Below are 25,832 nucleotides of genomic sequence, written 5' to 3'. Positions count from 1 at the left end.
CCCAACTTTTTATGAACTCCTAACTCTCTATTTTCTTCCGGCTTCTGAGGTTAAAATTTCCATGTCTGTGCTGTCACTGCGCCTCAGCAATAACTTTGATTCTTACATTAGTGGTGACGTGACCATTCATCCAAGCGCAGTACTTGCACCTGGGGTGATCCTCGAAGCGGCTGTAAACAGCAAGATCATCATCGGGCCAGGGGTCTGTATTGGTATGGGATCAGTTCTCCAAGTCCATGAAGGAACCCTAGAGGTAGAAGCAGGCGCAAACCTGGGAGCCGGTTTTTTGATGGTTGGCAAGGGCAAAATTGGAGCAAATGCTTGCATTGGTACAGCGACAACAGTTTTTAACTATTCGATTGAAGCTGGACAAGTAGTGCCACCTGGTTCAATTTTGGGAGACACTAGTCGGCAGATTGCCCAAACAAAGCAACCGGAACCATCTACAAATAACCCCACGGCTACAACTGCGCCACCGCAGAAGGAAGAGGAAAATGGCTCAGGTGGAGATAAGGAAAAGGTAATTTCTTCAACTAACTTCTCAGCTTCGGCTTTTTTGGATTTCAAACAACACAAGTCGATTTCTTACTTTAAATCTGCCACCACTCCAGAAAGCCAGGCTCCTCCCGTGGAGCAACCAGTCAATGATCCTGACTCCACGCAAGAAGCCGCCCAAGAGTCTACAAAACATGACTCAGACCCCAATCAGCTAACCACAGAATCATCTAACGGTTTCGGGACTCAAATTTATGGGCAAGGGAGCATAAACAGACTGTTGACCACATTGTTTCCTCATAGACAATCCTTGAGCGACTCAAACTCTGACGATTAGTCCGAGTAAGTGTTAATTGTAAGTTGTCGGCTTTTTCCCTATTTTGGAGAATTCACATGGAAACATATAATCAACGGTCTATTCGTACCATCCAGGGAGCAAGTAGTCAAGAAACCTATCAGGATACTGCTTTGGGTTTAGTTTCTACCCGCAGCTTTCCGGCGATAGTTGGTACAGCAGATATGATGCTGAAATCTGCGGGAGTTCATCTAATTGGGTATGAAAAAACTGGTAGTGGTCATTGTACTGCGATCGTGCGGGGTGGAATTGCTGACGTGCGTCTTGCCGTAGAATCCGGTGTCCAAACGGCTGAACAGTTTGGTCAGTTGATTTCTAGCTTAGTGATTCCTCGACCTTATCCCAATTTAGATATAGTACTTCCAATCACAACCCGTTTCACTAAATTGATGGAGGAGGGTAATTACAGCCGTCTGAGTAACCAAGCAATTGGTTTGGTAGAAACGCGAGGATTTCCAGCGATGGTAGGAGCGTGTGATGCGATGCTCAAAGCTGCTGATGTTCATTTAGCAGCCTATGAAAAAATTGGTGCGGGTTTGTGTACAGCCATTATTCGTGGTTCCGTAGCAAATGTGGCGGTAGCTGTGGAAGCCGGAATGTTTGAGGCAGAACGCATTGGGGAATTGAATGCAGTGATGGTAATTCCCCGACCCCTAGACGAAATGGAGCAAACCTTGCCATTAGCAAGCTGCTGGATAGAAGAACGCCAACCGTTAAACTTACCAGTGAATATTAAAGAACAAGTTGCTGAAATTGAGGTACTAAGATTACCGGACTTAACCAAGCTACCTACAAAAGTTACAGAAGAATTATGGAATGATGAATGATGATAGATGAATTTTGGAAAATCCTCATTTATCATTCAACATTCATCATTTACAGGGAAGGCATCTTACGCTTTTGCTGTTCTGATAATAGCTTCTTAAATCCATAAATAGAATACCTTTATTTTAATAGAAAGGATAGAGTTTTATCTATGAATAAAACTCGTAACTTTCTGTGAGCATCACTATATCATTTGCCAGCGTTCAGCAATACTAGTTTTATATCTATTAATCGCTATATATAGGAGAATCACCCTTGAAGCAAGCGACGCTGCACCAGCTAAAGGTATTCGAGGCGGCGGCACGGCACAGTAGCTTTACTCGCGCTGCGGAGGAATTGTTTCTCACCCAACCTACCGTTTCTATGCAGATCAAGCAACTCACAAAATCGGTAGGGTTGCCATTATTTGAGCAGGTAGGTAAGCGGTTGTATCTCACCGAGGCAGGACGGGAATTATTTGCCACTTGTCGGCAGATTTTTGAAAATATAGCCCAGTTTGAAATGAAGGTAGCAGATTTAAAAGGGCTAAAACAGGGACAATTACGCTTGGCAGTGATTACAACAGCAAAATATTTTATCCCACGTTTGTTAGGGCCGTTTTGCGAACTTTATCCAGGGATTGATATCTCGCTGCAAGTAACGAATCACGAGCAAATCTTGGAACGGATGAGTAATAATCTGGATGACTTATATATTATGAGCCAAGTTCCAGACAATATGGATGTGAATTGCGAAGCATTTTTAGAAAACCCTTTGATAGTCTTTGCACCAGTTAATCATCCGTTATCCAAGGAAAAAAATATTCCGATCCAACGCCTATCTAACGAACCTTTTATTATGCGCGAACCAGGTTCAGGAACTCGTCGCGCTGTCCAAAGCCTATTTGAAGAAGAAAGCGTTACAGTAAAAGTCAAGCTGGAATTGGGAAGTAACGAAGCAATTAAACAAGCGATCGCAGGTGGTTTAGGAATTTCGGTTTTATCCCGTCATACCTTACTATTAGACGCCTCAGAGTTTAGCATTTTAGATGTACAACACTTTCCCATTCAGCGAAATTGGTACATGGTTTACCCAGGTGGCAAGCAGCTATCTATCGTGGCTCGTGCCTATTATGAGTATCTACTGGCTGCGGCAAAGAATTTTGTAGAGCAAAACGCTGTGACTTCTTCTAGTGCACTTGAACCAATTCATCGGTAAACTAAGGGATTTCAACAAATAAATTATCCAATCTTGTCGGGTGGGCATTTTGTCGGCCTTTGGCTAAAGGTAAGTGAGATGCCATTGGTGTCAACTTCAGATCAAACACTCATTTCCCATCCTTTTAGATCCCTTAACCCCCTTAAAAAGCGAGCCAGCGCCTGCCGTAGGATGCCCGTACTACTTATCTACGGGACGCTTTGCGAACGTGGAAGCAAGCTACGCCTAGCGTCTCCCGTCTTGAGAAGGGCTGTAGGGAGAAGACTGCATTGGCTCCCCACGACTAGCGTAGGTTAGGGTAAATCGAAAATCTAGGTGGTAAATCGAAAAATTTTCACTCTTTTATCTGGCTGGGCTTTCACGTTAACTTGACACCAATAACGAGACGCCCACCCTACAAAAAGTAGTTAGATATTTTTTATTTGGATTCCCTAAAGGGGTTGACGGTTAGACCGGGAAACATTGACAATTAACCAGCAGAATCAATTAAAAATGGGGGAAAACTAACAGTGGTTAACCCGGAAATACCGTCTTGGTGCAAAACAGTACAAAGCGAGATTGTAGCTGTTACAGTGTATGCTGACAGAGCATTGGTTACACGGCGGGGTGTAGTATATTTAACAGGAATTGAACAGCAATTAGTAATTACCCCAGTGCCAGAGACTCTAGAAACTGAGTCTGTTAGGGTTAGCGGTACAGGCACAGTAAGGGTGCGAATGCTTGGAGTGAGTTGCGATCGCATTTACACCACTGAACCTGTAGCAGAACGAGTAGCACATTTGACAAGGCAAATTCAGCAGTTAGAAGCAGAAAAACGCCACCTGCAAGCCCAAGTCGATGCTTTAGCATTGCAGTCTAGTTTTATCGCTGGCTTACGTGAAAAAACAGAGGAACCCTTTGCACAGAGTTTATCCCGAAAAAATATTAGCCTTAGCGAAACTTTGGATTTTTTGAACTTCCTTGGAAGCCAGTATAGTGAATATGCGATCGCATCTGGGGAGTGCAAAACCCAACAGCAAGAATTAGACAAACAATTGCAAGCACTCCTCACCTCATTGCAAAAAATCCAAACACCCCATCCCAAAGAGAGTTTTAACTTAGTTGTGGCAATTGAAGTTGCGGGTGAAGGCGAATTTGAATTAGAGCTATCATACTTAGTGAATCGCGCTAGTTGGACTCCGCTTTATGACTTGCGCTTTAGTACTACCAGTGATATTGTGCATCTGAGCTACCTTGCAGAAATCACTCAAAGTAGTGGCGAAGATTGGATTGGTGCAAATCTCACCCTTTCTACTGCTAAACCGGGATTAGGTACACTCCCGCCCAAACTTGAACCTTGGTATATTGATACCCTACGTCTTCATAGAGTGCGACAACGATTTGCTGCCCAGCCACCACTGCTACCTAGCATAGCAGAGCCGCCTGCTGCTGCTGCCAGAGCAGATTGGCAAGAAGAAGACGAAGTTGCAGAGGATAGTCTTATCCCAGCAGAAACTGTTGCAGCACAAGTATCCAAAGAAGGGAGTGTAGTTACCTTTAAACTGAATGGTGGTGGTAACATTCCCAGTGATGGCGCACCCCATAAAACTACAATTTTCAATGATGATTATTCTTGTAGCTTCGATTATATAGCAATGCCGCGCTTGGTAAGTTTTGCTTATCTGCAAGCTAATGTGAAAAATAGTCCCAATGGTGCGACTTTGTTACCAGGTAAAGCGAATATTTTCCGCGACAATGTTTTTATTGGGACAACTCAGTTAGAGAATATTGCACCAGGGCAAGAGTTTAAACTGAACTTAGGGATTGATGAAGGTTTAAAAATTGAGCGCGACTTAGTTGAACGTCTGGTAGACAAAAGATTAATTAGCAACCAGCGCCGGATTACTTATAGTTATCGGTTGATAATTACTAACTTACTAGACAAAGAAGTAAATCTGAAAGTAACTGAACAGTTACCAGTTAGTCGCGACGAGCAAATTAAAGTACGCCTCAGCCGCAGCAACCCGCAAATTCAACTTGGTGAAATGGGAATTTTAGAATGGCGGTTAACTTTTCCACCACAGGAGCGACGAGAGATATATTACCAGTTTAATGTTGAACATCCACCTGAATTAACTGTGGTTGGGTTAGATATTTAAACAACATCACTAACAATGATTTTAATTTCACTAGGACTTACGCAAAAAACCTCTCAAACTCTCATTCCTCCGTGTACTCTGTGTCTCTGTGGTTCGTTCTTCCATGAACCTATCCCACTATTCTAAAAATCCCTACTTCTTTTCGTAAAATGTGCTTGAAAACTTTGATTTTTCATTTTCAGTTGTCAATAAGCTTAAGCTTTTTAGCACAAATATTATTAGTGGGATAGGTTCATGACCCAATCTAATTATAGAAATTCTGTATCGGCTCAATAAGTAGGGTAGCAGGGGAGCAACGCGATTTTGTGACATCGGGTTTGAATTCTCACAAACCCATAGCTAGATTCTCAATAAAAATAGCTATCTCACTAGGATCGCAGTATTAAATAGGTGATTTATACCCCTAATTTTTAACACCTCACTTTGGAGCGTCACTCCCTTGCTAAGTTGGCGCTAACTTGCCGATGATTTCTTATTCCACTGTGTCTGACGGTAAAGGGAGGATTTCGTCTGGGTTTTCCTCTACATAATCAGGTTCAAACTCAGCGACTACTTTGTTATCTATTTCCTCTAGCCTCTGTACAGTAAGAGGTATACCTTGAGCTAGCTTCTCATCGGTAAGTTCGGTTGAGCGCACTTTCATCAGCTCATCTGGGTTAGACATTAAATTCTCCTATTGTGGTAACTTATACTCTCTAATCATCAGATAAGTAAGTAGACACAATTAAATGTAAGATGTCATTGCCAGCGGCAGGAAGTGAGGCGTAGGAATCTCAGTCTTTGCGATTGCAACTCTACCAGACGCTACCGCCAACACTTCGTACCCTACGGGAAGGCTGCGCTAACGCAATGACGAACTATCTTATAATTGTAAGCGATCGCCTTTACAAAATTTTCTCATCGAGTGCGATGAAAATTAGGCAAACTTGAATAGAGACAAAGGTGAACTCTTAAACGACAGTACCTTAGTGGTAGACAATTTTCCAACTTAGTTTGCTTCTTCGCCAAATTGTCGAGCGACGAGTTATTCGCTCTTTGTGAATCAAGGTGTATGTCAGAAGATAGTTTTCAGGCGCAATCTCAAGGCAGCGAAAGTTTTTAGTTTCCCAAATCTCCTCAGTTGGATTTTCATACAGCTTTTCTAACGTATCTAGTATGTACATTAAGTAGGGCATTAAACTCGACGCCGGAAGAAGATTGCACAACAGGCTGAACAAGAAAAGCAACGCAGCGATCGCTTGGCGGCAAAACTGCGAGAATTAAATATAGATCCAGATACTATTTAACCTTTACGCTGTCTTGCTTGTGCCTGTTGGCGCGAATGCTATGGATCTTCAGGAAAAACCCATTTTGGCGGTTCTGTCATTTTTTTTCGCAGACGTTCTTGTGCCAACTCCAACATTTTGTCTAAGGGAGTCTCTTGAAGAAATTTTGCAGCGGCCTCTCTAAACTCGATATTGGGGCATTTATCCCCTAAAACACAGCCGTTAACACAAGCTTGGGCGCAGTTAATTTTTTGCTCCACAGTAAATTCCTCTCTCTAAAAGTTATGAGTTATAAGTTGTGAGTTATGATTTTCACCCCTAACTTCTCACTCTTTACTATCAGGCATTACCCTTCAGGTAAATTTTACCTTGACAGCTGCCATCTAATTAGTCTAAATACCTACCATTTAGAAAGTTATGAGTTATAAGTTATGAGTTATGATTTTTACTCCTAACTTCTGTACAGACAGACGCGATTAATCGCGTCTCTACTCCTAATAGACGCGATTAATCGCGTCTCTACTCCTAACTCTCATAAAGGGCGCTCATGTCAGAAGTTTTTGCCACTACTGGAACTATCGCTGCGATCGCTACAGCTGTTGTCCCCCAACAGGGTAGCGTTGGTATTGTGCGGGTATCCGGTTCCCAAGCAATGGCTCTAGCCCAAACTCTCTTTCATTCACCAGGACGGCAAGTTTGGGAAACTCACCGGATTCTCTACGGTTACATTCGCCATCCCCAGACGCAACAACTGGTGGATGAAGGCTTATTGCTGATTATGAAAGCACCCCGTTCTTACACCCGTGAAGATGTGGTGGAATTCCATTGCCACGGGGGAATAATGGCAGTGCAGCAGGTATTGCAACTGTGTTTGGAAAATGGCGCTAGACTAGCCCAACCGGGAGAATTTACTCTCCGCGCCTTTTTGAATGGACGATTGGATTTGACGCAAGCCGAAGGTATTGCTGACTTAGTGGGGGCGCGATCGCCTCAAGCTGCCCAAACTGCCTTAGCTGGTTTACAGGGAAAATTAGCTCATCCGATCCGGCAGTTACGCGCTAACTGTTTGGATATTTTGGCAGAAATCGAAGCTCGAATCGATTTTGAGGAAGACCTGACTCCGCTGGATGATAAAGTAATAATATCAGAAATCGAGAAAATTGCCGCAGAAATAACTAGATTATTGGAAACGAAAGACAAAGGTGAGTTGCTACGCACAGGTTTAAAAGTGGCAATTGTTGGGCGTCCGAATGTGGGTAAGTCCAGCTTATTGAATGCTTGGAGCCAGTGCGATCGCGCCATTGTAACTGATTTACCCGGTACAACCCGCGATGTGGTGGAATCTCAGTTAGTTGTCGGAGGAATTCCTATACAAGTGCTAGATACAGCGGGGATTCGAGAAACAACAGACCAAGTAGAAAAAATTGGTGTCGAGCGATCGCGTCGTGCCGCCAATGCAGCTGATTTAGTCTTGCTTACCATCGATGCTTCAGATGGGTGGACGGAAGGCGATCGAGAAATTTACGAACAGGTACAACACCGTCCGTTGATTTTAGTTATTAACAAAATCGATTTAGTAGAAGAAACTGAAAGGAAAACTCTTCAATCCCAAATCCAAAGTCCAAAATCTAAAATTGTTACAGCAGCAGCCAACAATCAAGGAATTGATACTTTAGAAACAGCAATTTTAGAGATAGTTAAAATAGGAAAAGTCCAAGCTGCTGATATGGATTTAGCCATTAATCAAAGGCAAGCAGCAGCCTTAATTAAAGCTAAAATTTCCTTGGAACAAGTACAAGCAACAATTACCCAGCAGTTACCTCTTGATTTCTGGACAATTGACTTACGGGGTGCGATTCAAGCACTAGGAGAAATTACCGGAGAAGAAGTTACAGAATCAGTTTTAGATAGAATCTTTAGCAAGTTTTGTATTGGTAAGTAAACCATAAATGCTCTAATTTAGCTAATCTGCGTAGGTTGGTTTAAGGGAAGCGCAACCCAACATTGCTCATAATTTTTCCTATTGTTAAATCATAAATTCAATATGTCTTTTATCGATGAAATTAATCCTGTCTATGCATTGATTGTGGGAGCCAACCGAGGTATTGGTTTGGGTTTTATAAAAAAATTGCTAGAAGATGATAGAATAGCCAAAGTTTATGCAACTTATCGTCAACCGGAATCAGCCGGCGATTTAATAGCTCTTGCAGGCGAACATTCTCAGCGATTAATTTGTCTAAAGATGGATATTACTGACGAGTTACAGATTGTTGAAGCTATTCAAAAAATACATACCCAAGTTGACAAACTGCATTTTGTAGTCAACTGTGTAGGATTGCTGCATGAAGATAATTTGCAACCTGAAAAAAGTTTAAGACAGATCAATTCAGAAAATTTGCTGCGCTACTTTCAGATAAATAGTATTGGTGCTGTCTTGCTGGCTAAACATCTATTGCCTCTGTTTCGTCACGGAGAACGCAGTGTGTTAGCCACTATTTCTGCTAAATTGGGCAGTATTGGCGATAACCAACTTGGTGGATGGTATGGCTATCGCGCTTCTAAAGCAGCACTCAATATGTTGATGCGAACTGCGGCAATTGAGTATAAAAGAAGTTGTCCTAAAGCATTAATAGTGACATTACATCCTGGTACAACTGATACGTGTCTTTCCCGTCCTTTCCAGAGAAATGTACCTGCGGAACAATTATTTTCAGTAGAACGTACTGTTACCCAATTATTGGCTGTGATCGAACAGCTTCAAGAAGGCGATAGTGGACAGTTTTTCTCATGGAATGGGAGCAGATTACCTTGGTAACTGCGTTACGCTGGTGCTAGTGAAACTCACGTTACTTGTAACCTCAGCCTATGAAGTTTTTTGTACCAGCAGCTAAGGATGATATTAAAGCAGAGCAGGTATATAGTGCGATCGCTCAGTCAGTCAAAGCACCAATAACCGAAAAACGCATCTGGAAGTTACAGTGGCGTGACAAGGAAATTGATATGGAATGCGAGGTAGGGAAACCTTTACCATCTTCTTACCAAACTGGGAAAGCGCTAGTTTTGGCAATCTTTGAGTGTGAAAACCTTTATAAGATTTGTACTCTTACCCGTGGAGGAGTAAAGGGAGAGCCTATTTTGGTTGAAAATAATTCTCAATCCTCAGCAACATATTTTTCAGATAACAATACCTTCGTCAATTTACAAGGATGGACATAGAGCAAACTTGGATGATGCACACCTTTTTTTGCCTGATCGCAAAAATTGCTCCTATTTCCAAAAATCTTTGCAACAAATGAATTGATTGTAGGGGTGCACCGCTGTCACTAGTGTAAACTTAAACTTTATACTCTGTATCTTCCAAGTCTGTTGATCCAATAACACTGTAATTGTTATTTTTCAATGTGCAACGTTGAGTTAAGTTTCTGGGAGAAAGCGCACAAGGAAAAAGATTATTAATATCTGCTTATTTCCTCTGCCATAGCTGCCGTAACGACTCAAAAATATTTACAAATCTTTCTTCTAGCCAGAGCATAACATAATCAACCCATTCTAGAAGTTGTTCTAAGGGGTGCTTCTCATAGCCTGTTGAAGTTGCTTTGGTTTCTATCCAGTCTGGCTGTGCCTCAACTTGACTGCTTTGGTGAAATTGCTGTTGCAAAATTTCCCCTTTACGATCGCTTTTAGTTTGGGAAATGCGGGTTTCTGTTTGTGTTGCAGAGGCGACTTTTCCAGATGTTTTTCGACTTGCAGCAAGAACATTAGTTGGTTGTTTCCTTCGCACCAAGCCAGATCCGACTTGAGGTTGCTTTACACTCAAATTATTTTGTGGAAAATGCTCTACTGATAAATTTGGGGCTAAAGCAGGATTTGTCTTTTGAGAAAGTGTAACTGGCTTATCAGCAACTGTTTCAGTATCACCAAATAAATCATTCCATGTTAACCAAGGATCATCTGTTAAATCCTGTTTTTCCAACTGACGGCTTTTAGATAAAGCCTTTTTAAAGCGTGATGGTAATATTTTACCGGGCAATCTCTCATGATTAGTTGTTGACTCAAGTGTTTTTCTAGTACCAACATCAAAAAAGTAATTAAGTGCCCCTTCAATCAAAGCATGAATATTCAGTGTAGAAGTCTCCAAAGCATCAGCATTAGGTGCAACTTCTCCCCTACCAGCTAATTGCTCTTTACCATAAAGAAATATGTTTAACTGAGTTTGGGCAACTTGGACAATTTCCTGGCTACGTTCTTGCACAGGTACTAAAGCATTTGACTCTAACTTAGCAACGGCTATATCTAGAAATGCTAATAATCTATCTGTATTGGGTAACTCTTTTGGTATCTCCTCAGCTAAAACTGGAATATTGCCTGTATTTCCATCAGTGAGTTTTGCTAATAAACGGTCAATTTGTGGTATTAACTCCGTTTCTTTTCTAGCGTCGCTCAACCGCCTTTCCTTCTCTACGAGAGGCTGCGCCAACGGAAGGCTACGCGAACGCGCTACGCGATGCCCTGAGCTTGCCGTTCGCGGAGCGTCTCGCAGAGAAAGTTTTCGTAGAGAAGACTGCCAGTAATTAGCAACTTCGTTAATAATTCTGTCTTCTAATTTTGCCTGCTGTTGAGGTGTTAAAATGTCTAAAATTTCATTATCGGCAGTAACAAGTACTAAATTCCGATTCATCAAATCTGTAGCAATTCCGCGCACTACTGGAAGATGCTGCTTGAGAGCATTCTCTCGTTGTGAAGGGTTCAGAATTTCAGCTTTATTCTCTGTAATATTTAATGATTGAATAAGATTTGCATTATTTGTCGAGTTATTATCAACGAATTTCAGCCGAAAAACTCCCAAGAAAGCTAAGGGATTAAAAGGTTCAACTGTTTTTGCCGGAGTAGAGGCGGGTTGATCATCTGATAGATAATGGACAGTTTCTAGTACATGTTGAATAGGGCTATCAACATTTGGCATTTCGGGCTGTAAATCGGTATCATTTGGTTGTAACTTTAGTCTAGTTTGGGGTTCTTTGGTATGTAGTGTTTTTCCAGATGATTCAGATGAATGAAACAGTAGATACACTGGGTAAAGTAGTACTTCCACACCCCACTTAGTGGCAACTTGCAAATGCCGGAAGGTGTGTTCCCACTGTTCTGTCACCCGCCGAGATTGCTTGTGGACAAAGTTAAATAGTTTGCTTTGATAACGCCCAGAGGAACCAGAAGACATAGTAGTAATTTTTTAGTTCAAGTCTTGTTAAGTTGTGAGACTCGCGCCAAACAATAAAAACGACCAACACCTCATCTTAGCGAAAATATGACCTCAAATGTCTCTCAATCTGATACCAAATTAATCTCACAAGCAATTGAGCAACTGCGCTCTTTTTGTCAAGTTAATCTTCAGTCTACTTGGCTATATCAGGAATCTAACCTGATTATTACTAATGTTGTAGCTGCTGATTTGTCTCATTGGCAACCTGTTCAGTTGAATGCTCAAGAACATATCGCTTGGACAGGCGGAAAAAAAGTGCTATGGCTAGTGCAAAGATTGGTAGTACCCCATGATTTACAGGGCTATCCCTTAGCTGGGTTATCTTTGCGACTGGCGCTGGTTTGGTGGGCAGATTCTGCTGAGATTTATGTGAATGGGGAGTTAGTGCTGGAGGGTGATTTATTTGATTGTTCGCCTAGAGTGCTTATTAGTCAAGGGGTGACGCCAGGGGAAGAGTTTATTGTCGCTTTGCGGTTAGTGAGTCCGGGACATAATGATGGTGCTTTAGTGCGATCGCTCCTAGTTTATGAGTCTATTGATGATAATAATCCTGATCCGGGTTTTGTGGCTGATGAGTTAGCTGTGGTGCAGCTTTATTTGGAAAAGTTTGCGCCGGAAAAGTTGGATGTTTTGGCGGCGATGGTGGGGGAGGTTACGAACCGCAGAGGCGCGGAGGACACGGAGGAAGAGAAGGGATTGGTAAAATCGTTTTTGTCCCTACGCCAAAATTTAATTCAATCCGACATTTTACCCCCACTTCAAAAGTGGGATTGGCGGGATCAAAAATCTAAAATTTTATTGTTGGGTCATGCTCATTTAGATTTAGCATGGCTATGGCCTGTGAGTGAAACTTGGAATGTGGCGCAAAACACCTTTGAGTCGGCTTTGAAGTTGCAAGAAGATTTTCCTGAATTAATTTTCTGTCATTCGACTCCCGCACTTTATGCTTGGATTGAGGAACATCGCCCAGATTTATTTGAGGCAATTCAAGCACAGGTAGCCGCTGGACATTGGGAAGTTGTTGGCGGAATGTGGGTGGAACCGGAACTCAACCTGATTGCTGGTGAATCAATAGTCCGTCAGCTATTGTATGGTCAGCGTTACATCCAAGAAAAATTCGGTAAGCTTTCAACTATAGTTTGGGTTCCAGATAGTTTTGGTTTCTGTGCAACTTTACCGCAGTTTTTCGCTAATGCCGGAATTGAGTATTTTGTCACGCAGAAGTTGCGGTGGAATGATACTACTAAGTTTGATTATGGGGCTTTTTGGTGGCGATCGCCTGACGGGAGCGAAGTCTTTAGTTTGATGTCTGCACTTATCGGTGAAAGCATTAACCCAGTTAAAATGGCATCCTATGCTCTTGAATGGCAAGCCCAAACTGGTTTACCAGAATCCCTCTGGCTTGTCGGTGTCGGCGACCACGGCGGCGGCCCCACCCGTGATATGTTAGAAACCGCCCAACGCTGGCAAAAGTCACCTTTGTTCCCAGACTTAGAATTTACGACGGCTGAAAAGTATTTACAGCAAATCAGTAAAGAAGGCAAAAAGCAGGAGTCAGTAGTCAGTAGTTATAATTCTCCCCCATCCCCCCCTGCTTCCCCTGCTTCCCCTTCCTTCCCCACTTGGAATGACGAACTATACCTCGAATTCCATCGCGGTTGCTACACTACCCACGCAGATCAAAAACGTTGGAATCGTCGTTGTGAAAATTTATTGTATCAAGCTGAACTATTTGCTACCTTGGCAACTGTATGCTGTGGTGTGACATATCCCAAAGCAGAAATCGAAGCAGCTTGGAAACTGGTGTTATTTCAGCAGTTTCACGATATTTTACCTGGTTCTTCAATTACCCAAGTTTATCTGGATGCGTTGCCCCAGTGGCAACAAGTGGAACAAGTGGGAACGAAGATATTAGATAAATCACTCTTAGCGATCGCATCTCACATTACCCTATCAGAACCACCAAAATCTGATAGTTTGCCTATTTTCGTTTTCAATTCTCTCAATTGGCAGCGTTCTGAGGTAGTCTCTGTACCCTTACCCACACCAGCAACAGCTACCCAAGAATGGCAGATTTACGATCCTTCTGGAAAGCAACTCGTCTCCCAATTATCTGAACCATCAACCCTACTATTTCTCGCCACCGAAATTCCACCTGTTAGCTACCGCATATTTTGGCTTTCCCCCTCATCCCCCACCCTGCGGGAAGCTAAAGCTACATCTCTCCCATCCCCCCCACTCCTCCCAGACTGGATTTTAGAAAATGAATTCCTGCGAGTTGTCATTGATCCTGATACCGGAGATTTATCAAGTGTTTTTGATAAAACTTATCAACGAGAAGTTTTGAGTGGGGCAGGGAATCAATTACAAGCTTTTAAAGATAGTGATCAATATTGGGATGCTTGGAATATAGACCCCAATTATGCCCAGCATCCCTTACCTTCAACAAATCTTCAATCTATTCAGTGCCTAGAACAAGGCCCAGTGCAAAGTCGTGTGCGCGTGGTGCGTCAGTTGGGTGAATCAGAATTTTGCCAAGATTATATTCTGCAAGCTGGTTCACCTCTGCTGAACATAACTACTACTGTCAATTGGCAAGAAAATCATGTATTGGTAAAAGCTGCTTTTCCTCTGAATGTTGAAGCAGACTTTGCTACCTATGAAATTCCCTGTGGCGCGATTCGCCGCCCAACTAAACCAAAAACCCCCGCAGAACAAGCAAAATGGGAAGTTCCCGCTTTGCGTTGGGCTGATTTAACAGCAGAAACACATGAGGGTATTTACGGAGTTAGTTTACTGAATGATTGTAAATACGGTTACGACAGCAAAACAAATCAACTCCGCTTGACACTTCTACGCAGTCCTAATTGGCCGGACTCAGAGGCTGATAGAGGTTGGCATGAATTTACCTATGCCTTGTATCCTCATGTTGGTAGCTGGGAATCAGCCCATACGGTACGGCATGGCTATGAATTGAATATACCGTTGCAAGTGCTACTGAATCCCGTTAATCAAAACCCACATAAAAATTCTCCCCTCTTTGCTAGCAAAGAGGGGTTGGGGATGAAGTTTCTAGATTTATCAGCTGAAAATTTAATCTTAATGGCCTTAAAGCCATCTGAGGATGATCCACAGCAGTTAATTCTGCGGTGTTATGAATGTCACGGAGAAACAGCCGAGTTATCTTTGCAAAGTGATTTAGGGTTAAATCTAGAAGATACAGTAGATTTGTTAGAGCGTTCCTCTACTACTGAATTCTCATCTCAGCAACAAATCTTGACGATACAGCCTTGGAAAATCGCCAGTTTCAAGGTGATACCAGCGATTAATCCCAGGCTTTGATGACTCACTAATAACATTGGGGCGTCAGTTTGCCTACCTTTAACAAGGGGATTTTGCCCCTTGTCTTAAGCTGAATTTTTGCCAAGCTTTACTAGCATTGACTCCTAACTCTTTTAATCTTCGTGATCATCAAACGGATCGTTCAATTGCTTGCTAGGAGGACCAAAGGAGGTATAAATCGACAGTCCGGTGATGACAATCACCACGGCAGCCACAGAAATACTAAGAACTATTGCGGGTTCCATAATTGAGGGATAGATTATGAGTGCTATTCTTATAGAATATTACAGAAGATTAAAAAAAGCTTTGGCAAGTAATCTTAGGTGAACTATGGCACAAAGGACTAGGTTGGGAGATATCCTGAAACCACTGAACTCTGAGTATGGGAAAGTGGCTCCAGGTTGGGGTACTACCCCTGTGATGGCTGTTTTTATGGCGCTATTTTTCGTGTTTCTGCTAATTATTCTGCAACTTTACAATAAATCACTGTTGGTTCAGGATGTACTTGTCGATTGGCGGACTTTAGGACGCTAACGAATATATAGCTATCAAGTTTGGATAACAAGTTAAGTTACACCCGGTTCCTCCGGGTTTTTTTGTCAACGCTCAGTTCACACTAACTATTGAGTAGACTACATAATATGTGAGTTTCTATAGTTTACAGGAGACAAAAATGAATATATTTGGTATCGGTCTGCCGGAAATGGCTGTAATTATGGTAGTGGCATTGTTAATCTTTGGCCCAAAGAAGCTGCCAGAAATTGGTCGGAGTGTGGGCAAAACAATTCGTAGTTTTCAAGAAGCTTCCAAGGATTTTCAAAACGAGTTTCAAAAAGAAGCAGAACAGTTAGAAGAAACTGTAAAGACTACTGCTGAATTGGAACCTAAGCAAATCCATCCTGCTAAATCTGAGCAGGATACTACTAGTTCTTCCCAACTTAGCTAGGAGATTGCACTATACCAATTTTGGATTTCGGATTTTGGATGTTAGATTGTTTTGCGGTTCACAGCAACGTCTCTGGTGGACAGAACAAATCAAAATCGTCAATCTCAAATCACAAGCCCTATACCCTTGTGGTTTGTTTCAATCCAAAAGACGCTCAGAGACTCGCTCTAAGCGAAGCCTCTCAAACGCGAGTGCATTTCCCCTTCTCCCTTTGGGAGAAGCTAGCGCCTGTCGTAGGATGCCCGTAGCACTTCTCTACGAGACGCTCCGCGAACGTGAAAGCAAGGTACGCGTAGCGTCTCCTGTCTTGAGAAGGGCTGTAGGGAGAAGAGAAGGCTTTACGCTACGCTAGCGCAAATCTAAAATCTAAAATTGATCGACTGTAGGCAAAATGACAGAAGCTGTTACGCAACCAGCTTTGGTGATTCCCCAGCTAATTGTCGGGTTGGGGAATCCAGAAGCTAAATACGACCAAACCCGCCATAATATCGGCTTTGCTGCTCTAGAAACTCTCTCCCGTTCTTGGCGCATTCCCTTAGCAGAAAACCGCAAGTTTCAGGGTGAGTATGGCGAAGGTATGGCCCCAAGTGGAGGTAAGATTCGCTTGCTAAAGCCGTTAACTTATATGAATCGCTCAGGACAAGCAATACAAGCGGTGACAAGTTGGTATAAATTGCCTCCTGAGTTAGTGCTAGTGATTTATGACGATATGGATTTGCCCTTGGGGAAAACTCGCCTGCGGTTGTCTGGTTCAGCTGGGGGACATAATGGCATGAAAAGTGCGATCGCGCATCTTAGTACCCAAAACTTTCCCCGTTTGCGAATCGGTATTGGTAAACCGAAAGGTGCAGCTAATAACGATGATTCTGATGCTATCTCCCATGTGTTGGGGCGATTTTCCGCAGCCGAAAATCAGCAAATGTCTCTTGTACTTCAGTTCGTGGTTGAGTGTATTGAACTAAGCCTCAAGCAGGGAGTAGAAAAGGCGATGAATCTTTGCAATAGCCGCACCATTAATAATTCTGAGTCTTAGGGGTGGATGAATACTACCTTTGGTAGGGGCACAGAAAAAGCTCATTGGTGTCAACTTAACTGTCTGAAGATATCAGTACAAATAATGTTGATTAGATAAAGTAGTCCTTGCCAGCGTGTGATCAAGGTGCTTTAATAGCGATGTCTGACGACAAGAAGCAGAGCTTCTACGCATTCTGCGAAACTCTCGTACTTACAGAATATGTACAAGCCGTGCAGCGACTCGACATCAGACATCGCTGCTAGTGTTGATAAAATTACAGACTCAAAACATTAAACTCAAAGATATGACAAGCTATTAGCATATCTTTGACACAAACTAAATTCTCCCAAAAGCTGAATAGGAGTATGTATGGAGCCAATCATTTTTATAGTTTTAGTGCTTATAGGTTATGCCTTAGGTTCTGCAAAACTGATTAATCAAGGTAATGAAGCCCTAGTCGAACGCCTGGGGCGGTATCATCGGAAACTTAAACCTGGGCTGAACTTTATTGTTCCTTTGGTAGATCAGGTTGTGATGGAAGATACTACACGAGAGCAGTTTTTAGACATCAAACCTCAGAATGTGATCACCCAAGATAATATTTACGTGGAAGTGGATGCTATTGTCTATTGGCGCATTAGAGATATTGAGAAAAGCTTTTATGCTATTGAGGATCTGCAAGGGGCACTGACACAGGTAACTACAACCACGCTTCGGGAAATCATTGCCCAAAACACCTTAGAACAGACCAATGTCTCCAGGGCGGAGATGGACACAGCCCTCTTAGACCAGTTGAATAATATAACGGTAGATTGGGGAATTGATATTCTCCGGTTAGACCTTCAGAGTATTACACTACCTGAGAGTGTACGAAAGTCGAGGGAAGAGGAGCAAGCCGCTGTAATCAAAAAACGGGCGCTGATTACTGAAGCAGAAGGGGAAAAGGAAGCTGCCATTAAAAAAGCAGAAGGAACTATGGCTTCAGTGCAAATCATTTCTCAAGCTCTACGTTCCAATCCAGATAGTAGGGATATTCTGCGGTATCTTGTGGCTCAAGATTACGTAGATGCTAGCCAAAAACTTGGTGAGAGCAATAATGCCAAAATTGTCTTTGTAGATCCAGCCAACTCAACTGAAATGTTTCATGAGTTGATCAACGAGTCGTTAACTCAAGAAGGTAACGGCAAAAAACACGAAAACGGTAATACCTAACAGTCACGCTGTACGGCTTGTCTCAATAGGGCATCGGCTACTAATGAAACCTCGCGCATTTCTTGAACATCGTGAACTCGCAGAATATCAGCGCCATTAAAAATAGCAGCACAACAAGCTGCTGCCGTTCCCCAAACTCGCGCTTTTGGATTTGGTTGATTTAAAATGCGACCAATGAAACTTTTGCGAGATGCTCCTACCAAGATAGGACAGTTGAGTGGTATGAGCGATCGCAAGCGGCGAAAAATTTCTAAATTTTGCTCATAGTTCTTAGCAAAGCCAATACCAGGATCAATAATAATTTTATCCCGCTCAATGCCCGCAGCAGTTGCTACCCCAATTTGCCGAGCCAAAAAACTATAAATCTCTGCCAGCAAATCTTGATAATCAGTCTGTTGTTGCATTGTCTGTGGCGTTCCCCGGATGTGCATTAAAATTATCGGCACACCTAACTCTGCCACTGTTGGCAACATTTCTGAGTCAAAAGTGCCGCCAGAAATATCATTAATAATATCCGCTCCAGCTTCTACAGATGCCCTAGCTACAGCAGCACGAGTTGTATCTACAGAAATCGGGACTGAAATTTCTGGTCTTAGCACCTGTAACACCGATACTACTCGGTCAAGTTCCTGTGCCAGAGATATTTGCTTTGCCCCTGGTCGAGTTGATTGACCGCCCACATCGATAATGTCAACACCAGCAGCTACCAGTGCTTGCGCCTGTACTAAAGCAGCAGAGGTAGTGTTAAACTCACCCCCATCGCTAAAGCTATCAGGCGTCACATTCAAAATGCCCATCAAATAAGTCCGCTGTCCCCACTCAAAACAGCGTTCTCGAATTATCAAGTTGCTTGGCATAAATCTACATTAGGCATTCCCATGCAGAGCATGGGAACGAGAAGGCACATTACACTGACTGAAAATTCACAATCCGAGCGAAACTCTCAGGTTCTAGACTTGCTCCTCCCACTAAAACACCATCAATTTCTGGTTGAGCCATGATTTCATCAATATTATTTGGCTTGACTGAACCGCCATATTGAATTGATACATTTGGATTACTCAACTTGCTCCGAATTAAGCTAATTATCCGATTCGCCTCCGTTGCTTCACAGGTATCACCAGTACCGATCGCCCAAATAGGTTCGTAGGCAATCACCAAATTATTCTGATCAATATCTAGCAAGCCTTTGTCGAGTTGGAGAGTAATCACTGATTCAGCTTCTCCCGCATCTCGTTGTTGTTTAGTTTCGCCAACACATAAAATTGGGGTCAAACCAAACCTTTGAGCAGCTCGGACGCGCAGATTAACGGTTGCATCCGTTTCGCCAAAGTATTGCCTTCGTTCACTATGACCGACAATCACAAAGCGCACACCAATTTCTGTGAGCATTGGGCCAGAAATCTCGCCTGTATAGGCTGCATATTCTTCCCAATGGACATTTTGTGCCCCCAGGTGGATGAGGCTACCGTGCAAACTCTGGGACAAAAGGCTTAAATCAGTGAAAGGAGGGCACAATATCACTTCTCGCCCTTCGGGGCTTTCGTCTAAGTAGGGCAGAAATCCTTGTAAAAACTCCTGGGTCTCTGCCTGGGTTTTGAACATTTTCCAGTTGCCGGCAATAACGATTTTCCGCACAGGTAATTTAGTCAAGATCCTAACGAGTTATTTAGATGCATTTTTCAGTTTATGACTTTTTGTTAGCCATTAGTCCACTAGTTGGGCATTGGGAATAGGGGATGAGTCTTTAATACTCGCTGACGAGTCTTTGAACTCTGTTAATGAGTCTTTAATACTCGCCGACGAGTCTTTGATACTCGTGAATGAGTCTTTGATACTCGCTGACGAGTCTTTGAACTCTGTTAATGAGTCTTGTAATACTCGCCGACGAGTCTTTGATACTCGTGAATGAGTCTTTGATACTCGCTGACGAGTCTTTGAACTCTGTTAATGAGTCTTTAATACTCGCCGACGAGTCTTTGATACTCGTGAATGAGTCTTTAATACTCGCTGACGAGTCTTTGAACTCCGTTAATGAGTCTTTGATACTCGCCGACGAGTCTTTGACTTCCACTCTTGTGTCCTACTGCTCCCCCTGCTCCCTTATCTCCACAAACCCCTGTTAAAAATAACTACGATAAGAGACAGGGCTAATTTAAAAATCCCAAAATTCAAATCTCAAATTGATATGACTTCGATATTGCCCCTGCCAGAACCTGATCAAAGCGATTCTGCCAACACTGACGCAAATTCTCTCAGCTGGGAGGAAGAACTGAATAGTGCTATTTTCAGTTTTGAAGATATTCAGACGGAACTGAACTATAAACAAGCACAAACGGCGCTGCGAAACTTGGTAGCCAATCTCGACCTCACCCCCCAAGAGAAAACCGGATTGGAGACGGAAATTGCTGATTTGGAAACCATGCTAGGGAAGTTAGACCGCATGGTTGTACAGATTGCGGCTTTTGGGATGGTGGGACGTGGTAAGTCTTCCCTACTCAATGCTTTAGTTGGGCAAACAGTATTTGAAACTGGGCCGCTGCACGGTGTCACCCGTGCTGCACAAAGAGTTAATTGGAGTATCAGTGAAGAAGCGATTGGGGAAACTGAACGTGCTTTGCGAGTTACTCTCCCTGGTGTAGGTCAATCCCAGGTGGAATTAATTGATACTCCTGGGTTAGACGAGGTAGATGGTGCAACCCGGGCCGCCTTAGCTGAACAGATTGCAAAACAAGCGGATCTGATTCTGTTTGTGATATCTGGCGACATGACAAAGCTAGAATACGTTGCCCTTTCTCAGTTGCGGGAAGCAGGTAAACCGATCATTCTGGTATTCAACAAAGTAGACCAGTATCCAGAAGCAGACCGGATGGCAATTTATTACAAAATCCGGGATGAAAGGGTGCGGGAATTACTTACACCTCTAGAAATTGTCATGGCTGCGGCATCGCCATTGGTGAAGACGGCGATTCGCCGTTCTGATGGTACTAGAGGTATACAGTTGCGTACAGGTAATGCCAAAGTCGAGGAACTCAAGCTGAAAATTTTGGAGATTTTGCATCGTGAGGGCAAAGCTTTGGTTGCTCTTAATACCATGCTTTATGCCGATATTGTAAATGAGCAGTTGGTAGAGCGAAAACTGATGATTCGGGAACAGAATGCCAATGAGTTGATTTGGAAGGCTGTGATGACTAAGGCATTAGCGATCGCACTCAATCCTTTAACTGTGGTAGATATTCTCAGTAGTGTGGTCATTGATATTGCTCTGATTTTGGGTTTATCTAAACTCTATGGCTTCTCGATGACCGAAGCAGGGGCTGTACAACTGCTACAAAAAATCGCCCTGAGTATGGGCGGCATCGGTGCTAGTGAATTGTTGGCAAATTTAGGCTTGAGTGGATTAAAAACTTTACTTGGTATCTCTGCAACAGCTACGGGTGGCATTGCGCTAGGCCCTTATATATCGGTAGCACTCACGCAAGGGGGAGTAGCTGGTGTTTCTTCTTACGGTATTGGACAAGTTACCAAAGTTTATTTAGCCAATGGTGCAACTTGGGGACCTGATGGGCCGAAAGCAGTGATTAATCGGATTTTGGCAAACCTGGATGAGACTTCAATTCTCAACCGTATTAAAGATGAATTGCTCTACAAAGTAAAACTCAAAAAGTGATGCCTAAACGTGGAGTTAATAAAGGTTTAGTTAGCCATGTTCATCCCTAGAATATCCTCCAGTCCATGCCACTTGCTTTTCCTGTTCAGAGATGCTGCGCGTCAGCTTGCTTTAACTAATTCGTAATTACGAATTACAAATTATTTTAGCTACTTGTATTCTGCTCAAGCCAACCAACTAAATCAGATACATTTGAAAAGTCTAAAAATTCTTCTCCTAATTGTTCCAATTGTTCAGTAGATAAGACTCGAATTCTGTCGAATATTGAGGAATCGATTTCTCCAAATCGCCGATTTAACTGGCGATTTAAGAAGCGAAAAGCTTCTTTTTGTTCTCCCCTTTGTTCTCCCTTCTGCAAAATATCCTGATAAATCACTGATTCTTGCATAATATCTTCCCGCAATAATTGACGAATAAAATCTTTCTCAAACTTCAACCCTGCTAAAATCTCCGTGTAAGCAGCAGTATTTTGTCTGGTCTCGATATCTGGAATTTTAGCAATTTCCTCGGCAACCTGTGATAATAACGCTTGGGCTGAATCTGTTCGCGTTAACGTTGCTAAAGGTAATAACGCCAGATTGCTAAGAAATAGTGCTGAATCTTGTTCCCACATTCGGATAACTCGATAACGGTGGGTTGTAACTTCGCTGACATATTCTTCAGTAAAAGCGATTTCGTTACTTGTCTCTTGCAAGAAAATCACTACTTGTGTAACAGGAACTTGATATGTCCGTGTCAATCGGACATAGTAATCTAGCATCCGCAGAGCAATTGGTTTTTGGGATTTGATTGTAGTTTGAAATTCCAGGTGCAAAATCCGATTTTCTGTTTGCAGAAATGTGACAGAATCAGCACGTATCGGTTCGATGCTCAATTCAGTTTTTAAGATTTCAATTGTTCGTGGTTCTTGATTTAATAACCAACGGGTAAAATCACGGGGATATTTTTCTGCGAGGATTTTACAAAGGTTGTCATATTCTGCCATCTATAAAGGTTGCACCTGATTTTATGGATTATTTAGGGATTTACAACAAATAAATTATCCAATCTTGTCAGATGGATTGAAAAGCCCGCTTTTGGCTACGGGTGGGCGAGACACCCACCCTAATTATGCAATTTATAATGTGGAACAGCTTATTTTAGAGCGTAGAACTATCAAACGCACTCTTGTAAGCATCAGCAGTTTCTATCCCAAAACCTCCAGCTTCCAGATGACGAACTAGCGATTGAATAATTGGTGTAGCAATACTAATACCAAATAAAGCATTGAAGCCTGCGACAACCACTGGTGCTGATAAAATGACTGTAAATTCTGGAAATAAAGCTAACACAGCCACTAAGACTAAAAAAACAATTGGTGTCGCAATACCTGCTGCCTTTGCTGCTTCAAAAATTAGATTTTTATACTCTTCAACAGTAATATCGCCCCGATAAAGATCCAAAGAGTAGGAAATTGCCGTTACTACAACCTGGGTGAGAATAGCTGTTCCCGTTGCATTAATGCCAAGTCTGGCGATTGTTCCAGAATTGCTGACAATAGAATCTACCGCATTATAAACCCGAATATAGAATTGCTCACCAAGGGTCATTACTTTGGCACCTCGACGGAGATTGTCAACACCTACTTCCCAAAGGATATTATCAGCAGCATTCGATCCACCTTGGGAACGTGGATTGATGTGGCTACCGTGCTTATCTCTAAGAAATTGCCGAATTGTGTATTCTTTGGCTCCAAGCTTTGATGTGCCAGGAATTTTCTCAAAAAGCTTCATGACATCTGCATCCGAGCGAGGTAAGTCTCTCACCCGAACACCAGCGCGATATCTCAGCCTATTTGCAATCTTGGGCATCTCTTGGGCTAATTCGGCAGCTGTCTTTGGTAAATTTTGCAAAGCATCAGCCATAACCATACTAGATGTGGCAACTCCAACAGCAGTTTGTTCAAATGTTTTACTAACATTTTGAACAGTTTGAAAACCTGACTGTGCTGCTATGGTTGAGAAACTTTGTAAATCATTAACTGCATGGACACTAGAAGTAGTCATCTCGGTAGTAGCGTTTTTTATTCCATCAACTACCTCATCCATACCATTTACTACATTGTTGGCTACTTCTTGAGCTTTATCTCTAACCGTATCTGCTAACTTCTGTGCTTGGTTGATAAAATCCATGTTTTAGTAACCTTTCATTTCTGCTGTGGAGTGTTTGCTCCAGTTTCTCTTTCTAAAACTGAGAACCACCTCAGCATTAATGACGAATTTACTTCCAAAATTGTTAAAGAGATCGTAATCAATTTATATCGGTTGTGTATATAGCAGTCCTAAATCATTTGTAAAAATAAATTAACCGCAGAGGCGCAGAGAACGCAGAGAGAGGAATCGGAGATTTTCACGACTCATTTAGGATTGCTATATTACTTTAAAAAACTAAACTATCCAACTAGTACCGCAAGGCGGAAGTCAAAAGTCAAAAGTATTACGGAATTGGCTTTTTGGGGTTTTTAAATGGTTGCTCTATTTCCGCCGTGTTGTACTAGTTTTACTCCTTCAGTAGGATCGCTCTCTCTCAGCGATGTCTACGGGTGGCTATGCCTACGCACTTTGTATAGGATCGTAGAGATTGTCACCATGCGATCACCAAAAAAGGTTATTTTTCGAGATATCTTTTCACCAGTGTAATACGGTCTTAATCCCTACAGTGCGGGTGTTTAACCCCGATGTCGTCAAAATCATATTTCCCGATATTTTCCCTAACGCGTAATAGCATCGAAAACGTCGCCGCCGCTCCCAACTTTAAAAGTATTAGTTTTCTAAACCCTATATCAGGCAGCTATTTCAGCTTTTCTTAGTGCCATTCATTTATATCCTAAAGGATAAGATAGCCGCTTGTTATAGTATTGGCTCCTATAATAAACGAAAGTAATATAAATGAGGAGAGAGGGCAATGAGGCTTATTATATATATATCCTAGCCCTTTTTGTCCCCCCGTAAGGTAAAAGAGTCATCTGAGGAATCTGACGGATGGTAGTGTCTTCTAAGTTTGATGTTTTTTTAGTTCACAATAGTAATGATAAGCCTCAAGTGAGAGCTATTGCTGAAAGTCTGAAGCAGCGAGGTTTGAGTCCTTGGCTTGATGAAGAACAAATACCCCCGGGACGACTATTTCAAGATGAAATTCAACAGGCAATTCCACTAGTTAAATCTGCGGCTATTTTTTTTGGTCAACAAGGATTAGGAAATTGGCAAGCTATGGAGTTGCGATCGCTCATCACTCAATGTATTGATAGACGAATTCCTGTAATTCCTGTGTTACTTCCAGGTGTAAATAATCTCCCAGATAATCTGTTGTTTTTACAACAATTTAGTTGGGTGGTTTTTTCAAACAATCTGGATGACGAGCAACCATTGAGCTTGTTGGAATGGGGCATAACTAACACGCGACCAACACAGCTTCCAAACAACTCAACGGAAAAGCCAGGACGCTTACCTACATTTGATGACCTAAAGCAACTTAATAATCAATCTCCTGAAAAAAATAACTCTTACTCAAGAAATACTGTTGTTGGCAGATTAGTTGTCTTATTTATTTTATCTATATTTCTAAGTATATTTATAGGTGTATTTATAAATCAGAATTGGATGTCACATAATTCTAATGAGGATCGAGTAATTATTACAGAAAATGATGCGAATAACATATGTGACCAAAAAGCTATGGAGACACTTAAATCACTATATCTAAATCCGTCAGAATATGAGATAAAAAAATTAGAACATGATAGTAATATCGTAAATAGTCGTAATGCGTGGAAGTTTGTTTGTGTTTATAAAAGAAAAAAACCTTTATCTGTTGATAGACTTGTAAAAATAGAGGTAGCGTTAGATTTGGATGGGTATTGTATGGAAAAGTCCAAACCAGATCAAAAACTGACATCTAGAGCTTTCGACGAAAATAGTGATAAGTTTTTATTTGAATGTGTGGAAAAATCGTAACTAACAGGTATTCTCCAAATACAATAAAACTTTATTAGACTTTTTCGTGAGTTTTTTTATAAAAATAGGAATTGTTAAATGTCGGGATCTAGTAGTATCCCGATAAATCACGCCTAATGT

The 25,832-nt window shown here is 42.1% G+C and carries 22 protein-coding genes and 1 pseudogene; 15 read left to right on the top strand and 8 right to left on the bottom strand.

Going from position 1 to position 25,832, the window contains the following annotated elements:
- Window positions 1-61: 61 nt before the first annotated feature.
- The 4 genes from V7K46_RS00550 to V7K46_RS00535 all read left to right on the top strand — a co-directional run bounded on the left by V7K46_RS00550 (window position 62) and on the right by V7K46_RS00535 (window position 5,010).
- Complete coding sequence (locus V7K46_RS00550) at window positions 62-832, top strand: transferase (RefSeq protein ID WP_335110066.1); 771 nt, start codon at window positions 62-64, stop codon at window positions 830-832.
- Window positions 833-888: 56 nt separating this feature from the next.
- The gene (locus tag V7K46_RS00545) at window positions 889-1,677 is read left to right on the top strand and encodes a BMC domain-containing protein (RefSeq protein ID WP_335110064.1); all 789 of its coding nucleotides are present in this window, start codon (window positions 889-891) and stop codon (window positions 1,675-1,677) included.
- A 253-nt stretch (window positions 1,678-1,930) separates the two neighbouring features.
- Complete coding sequence (locus tag V7K46_RS00540) at window positions 1,931-2,872, top strand: LysR family transcriptional regulator (RefSeq protein ID WP_335110062.1); 942 nt, start codon at window positions 1,931-1,933, stop codon at window positions 2,870-2,872.
- Between the two features lie 509 nt (window positions 2,873-3,381).
- Window positions 3,382-5,010, top strand: coding sequence for a mucoidy inhibitor MuiA family protein (locus V7K46_RS00535; RefSeq protein WP_335110060.1), 1,629 nt, complete (start codon window positions 3,382-3,384; stop codon window positions 5,008-5,010).
- Window positions 5,011-5,482: 472 nt separating this feature from the next.
- Here V7K46_RS00535 and V7K46_RS00530 read toward each other — a convergent pair whose 3' ends face one another.
- Complete coding sequence (locus V7K46_RS00530; RefSeq protein ID WP_335110058.1) at window positions 5,483-5,674, bottom strand: hypothetical protein; 192 nt, start codon at window positions 5,672-5,674, stop codon at window positions 5,483-5,485.
- Between the two features lie 538 nt (window positions 5,675-6,212).
- Between V7K46_RS00530 and V7K46_RS00525 the strand changes: the two are divergent.
- Window positions 6,213-6,296: pseudogene (locus tag V7K46_RS00525) on the top strand (Uma2 family endonuclease); the annotation flags it as partial.
- A gap of 38 nt (window positions 6,297-6,334) precedes the next feature.
- On the opposite strand, the gene V7K46_RS00520 reads toward V7K46_RS00525, so the two are convergent.
- Window positions 6,335-6,535 carry a hypothetical protein gene (locus V7K46_RS00520; protein ID WP_298917741.1) on the bottom strand — a complete coding sequence of 67 codons (201 nt, stop codon included), beginning with the start codon at window positions 6,533-6,535 and terminating at the stop codon, window positions 6,335-6,337.
- Between the two features lie 287 nt (window positions 6,536-6,822).
- On the opposite strand from V7K46_RS00520, the gene mnmE reads away from it, so the two are divergent.
- From mnmE to V7K46_RS00505, 3 genes are all read left to right on the top strand, one after another.
- The gene (gene mnmE, locus V7K46_RS00515; RefSeq protein WP_335110055.1) at window positions 6,823-8,217 is read left to right on the top strand and encodes a tRNA uridine-5-carboxymethylaminomethyl(34) synthesis GTPase MnmE; all 1,395 of its coding nucleotides are present in this window, start codon (window positions 6,823-6,825) and stop codon (window positions 8,215-8,217) included.
- Window positions 8,218-8,319: 102 nt separating this feature from the next.
- On the top strand, window positions 8,320-9,090 hold the full coding sequence (locus V7K46_RS00510; protein ID WP_335110053.1) for an SDR family NAD(P)-dependent oxidoreductase: 771 nt from the start codon (window positions 8,320-8,322) through the stop codon (window positions 9,088-9,090).
- A gap of 50 nt (window positions 9,091-9,140) precedes the next feature.
- Window positions 9,141-9,491, top strand: coding sequence for a hypothetical protein (locus V7K46_RS00505; protein WP_335110051.1), 351 nt, complete (start codon window positions 9,141-9,143; stop codon window positions 9,489-9,491).
- A gap of 247 nt (window positions 9,492-9,738) precedes the next feature.
- Here V7K46_RS00505 and V7K46_RS00500 read toward each other — a convergent pair whose 3' ends face one another.
- Window positions 9,739-11,493 (bottom strand): hypothetical protein, encoded by a 1,755-nt coding sequence (locus V7K46_RS00500; RefSeq protein WP_335110049.1) that lies wholly within the window; start codon window positions 11,491-11,493, stop codon window positions 9,739-9,741.
- 87 nt (window positions 11,494-11,580) lie between these two features.
- Between V7K46_RS00500 and V7K46_RS00495 the strand changes: the two genes are divergently transcribed.
- Window positions 11,581-14,877, top strand: coding sequence for an alpha-mannosidase (locus V7K46_RS00495; protein ID WP_335110047.1), 3,297 nt, complete (start codon window positions 11,581-11,583; stop codon window positions 14,875-14,877).
- Window positions 14,878-14,990: 113 nt separating this feature from the next.
- Here the strand turns inward: V7K46_RS00495 and psbN are convergent, their stop codons facing one another.
- Window positions 14,991-15,122, bottom strand: a complete 132-nt coding sequence (psbN, locus tag V7K46_RS00490) for a photosystem II reaction center protein PsbN (protein WP_335028454.1) — start codon at window positions 15,120-15,122, stop codon at window positions 14,991-14,993.
- A gap of 85 nt (window positions 15,123-15,207) precedes the next feature.
- Between psbN and psbH the strand changes: the two genes are divergently transcribed.
- From psbH to V7K46_RS00470, 4 genes are all read left to right on the top strand, one after another.
- Window positions 15,208-15,411, top strand: a complete 204-nt coding sequence (gene psbH, locus V7K46_RS00485; RefSeq protein ID WP_335110045.1) for a photosystem II reaction center phosphoprotein PsbH — start codon at window positions 15,208-15,210, stop codon at window positions 15,409-15,411.
- A gap of 139 nt (window positions 15,412-15,550) precedes the next feature.
- Entirely contained in the window at window positions 15,551-15,823 is a 273-nt protein-coding gene (locus V7K46_RS00480; RefSeq protein WP_334725456.1) for a TatA/E family twin arginine-targeting protein translocase, read from the top strand.
- A gap of 391 nt (window positions 15,824-16,214) precedes the next feature.
- Window positions 16,215-16,856 (top strand): aminoacyl-tRNA hydrolase, encoded by a 642-nt coding sequence (gene pth / locus V7K46_RS00475; protein WP_335110042.1) that lies wholly within the window; start codon window positions 16,215-16,217, stop codon window positions 16,854-16,856.
- 351 nt (window positions 16,857-17,207) lie between these two features.
- Entirely contained in the window at window positions 17,208-18,050 is an 843-nt protein-coding gene (locus V7K46_RS00470; RefSeq protein ID WP_335110040.1) for an SPFH domain-containing protein, read from the top strand.
- On the opposite strand, the gene folP is transcribed toward V7K46_RS00470, so the two are convergent.
- Together folP and tpiA are read right to left on the bottom strand one after the other, a co-directional pair.
- Window positions 18,047-18,907: a dihydropteroate synthase gene (gene folP / locus V7K46_RS00465; RefSeq protein WP_335110038.1), complete on the bottom strand. Its 861-nt coding sequence runs from the start codon at window positions 18,905-18,907 to the stop codon at window positions 18,047-18,049. The genes V7K46_RS00470 and folP overlap by 4 nt on opposite strands.
- A gap of 49 nt (window positions 18,908-18,956) precedes the next feature.
- Window positions 18,957-19,688, bottom strand: coding sequence for a triose-phosphate isomerase (tpiA, locus tag V7K46_RS00460; RefSeq protein WP_335110289.1), 732 nt, complete (start codon window positions 19,686-19,688; stop codon window positions 18,957-18,959).
- A gap of 550 nt (window positions 19,689-20,238) precedes the next feature.
- Here tpiA and V7K46_RS00455 point away from each other — a divergent pair.
- Complete coding sequence (locus tag V7K46_RS00455) at window positions 20,239-21,720, top strand: GTP-binding protein (protein ID WP_335110036.1); 1,482 nt, start codon at window positions 20,239-20,241, stop codon at window positions 21,718-21,720.
- Window positions 21,721-21,865: 145 nt separating this feature from the next.
- On the opposite strand, the gene V7K46_RS00450 is transcribed toward V7K46_RS00455, so the two are convergent.
- Both V7K46_RS00450 and V7K46_RS00445 read right to left on the bottom strand, forming a co-directional pair.
- The gene (locus tag V7K46_RS00450) at window positions 21,866-22,705 is read right to left on the bottom strand and encodes a DUF4351 domain-containing protein (protein ID WP_335110034.1); all 840 of its coding nucleotides are present in this window, start codon (window positions 22,703-22,705) and stop codon (window positions 21,866-21,868) included.
- Window positions 22,706-22,859: 154 nt separating this feature from the next.
- Window positions 22,860-23,891, bottom strand: a complete 1,032-nt coding sequence (locus tag V7K46_RS00445) for an HNH endonuclease (protein WP_335110032.1) — start codon at window positions 23,889-23,891, stop codon at window positions 22,860-22,862.
- Window positions 23,892-24,740: 849 nt separating this feature from the next.
- On the opposite strand from V7K46_RS00445, the gene V7K46_RS00440 reads away from it, so the two are divergent.
- Window positions 24,741-25,712: a toll/interleukin-1 receptor domain-containing protein gene (locus V7K46_RS00440; RefSeq protein WP_335110030.1), complete on the top strand. Its 972-nt coding sequence runs from the start codon at window positions 24,741-24,743 to the stop codon at window positions 25,710-25,712.
- The last annotated feature ends 120 nt before the right edge of the window (window positions 25,713-25,832 follow it).

Origin of the sequence: Nostoc sp., from assembly GCF_036917395.1 — a bacterium.
In the GTDB taxonomy this organism is placed as follows: Bacteria; Cyanobacteriota; Cyanobacteriia; order Cyanobacteriales; family Nostocaceae; genus Nostoc.
Note: the sequence above shows the minus strand (reverse complement) of the source record. Positions and strands in the feature narration are given on the sequence as shown.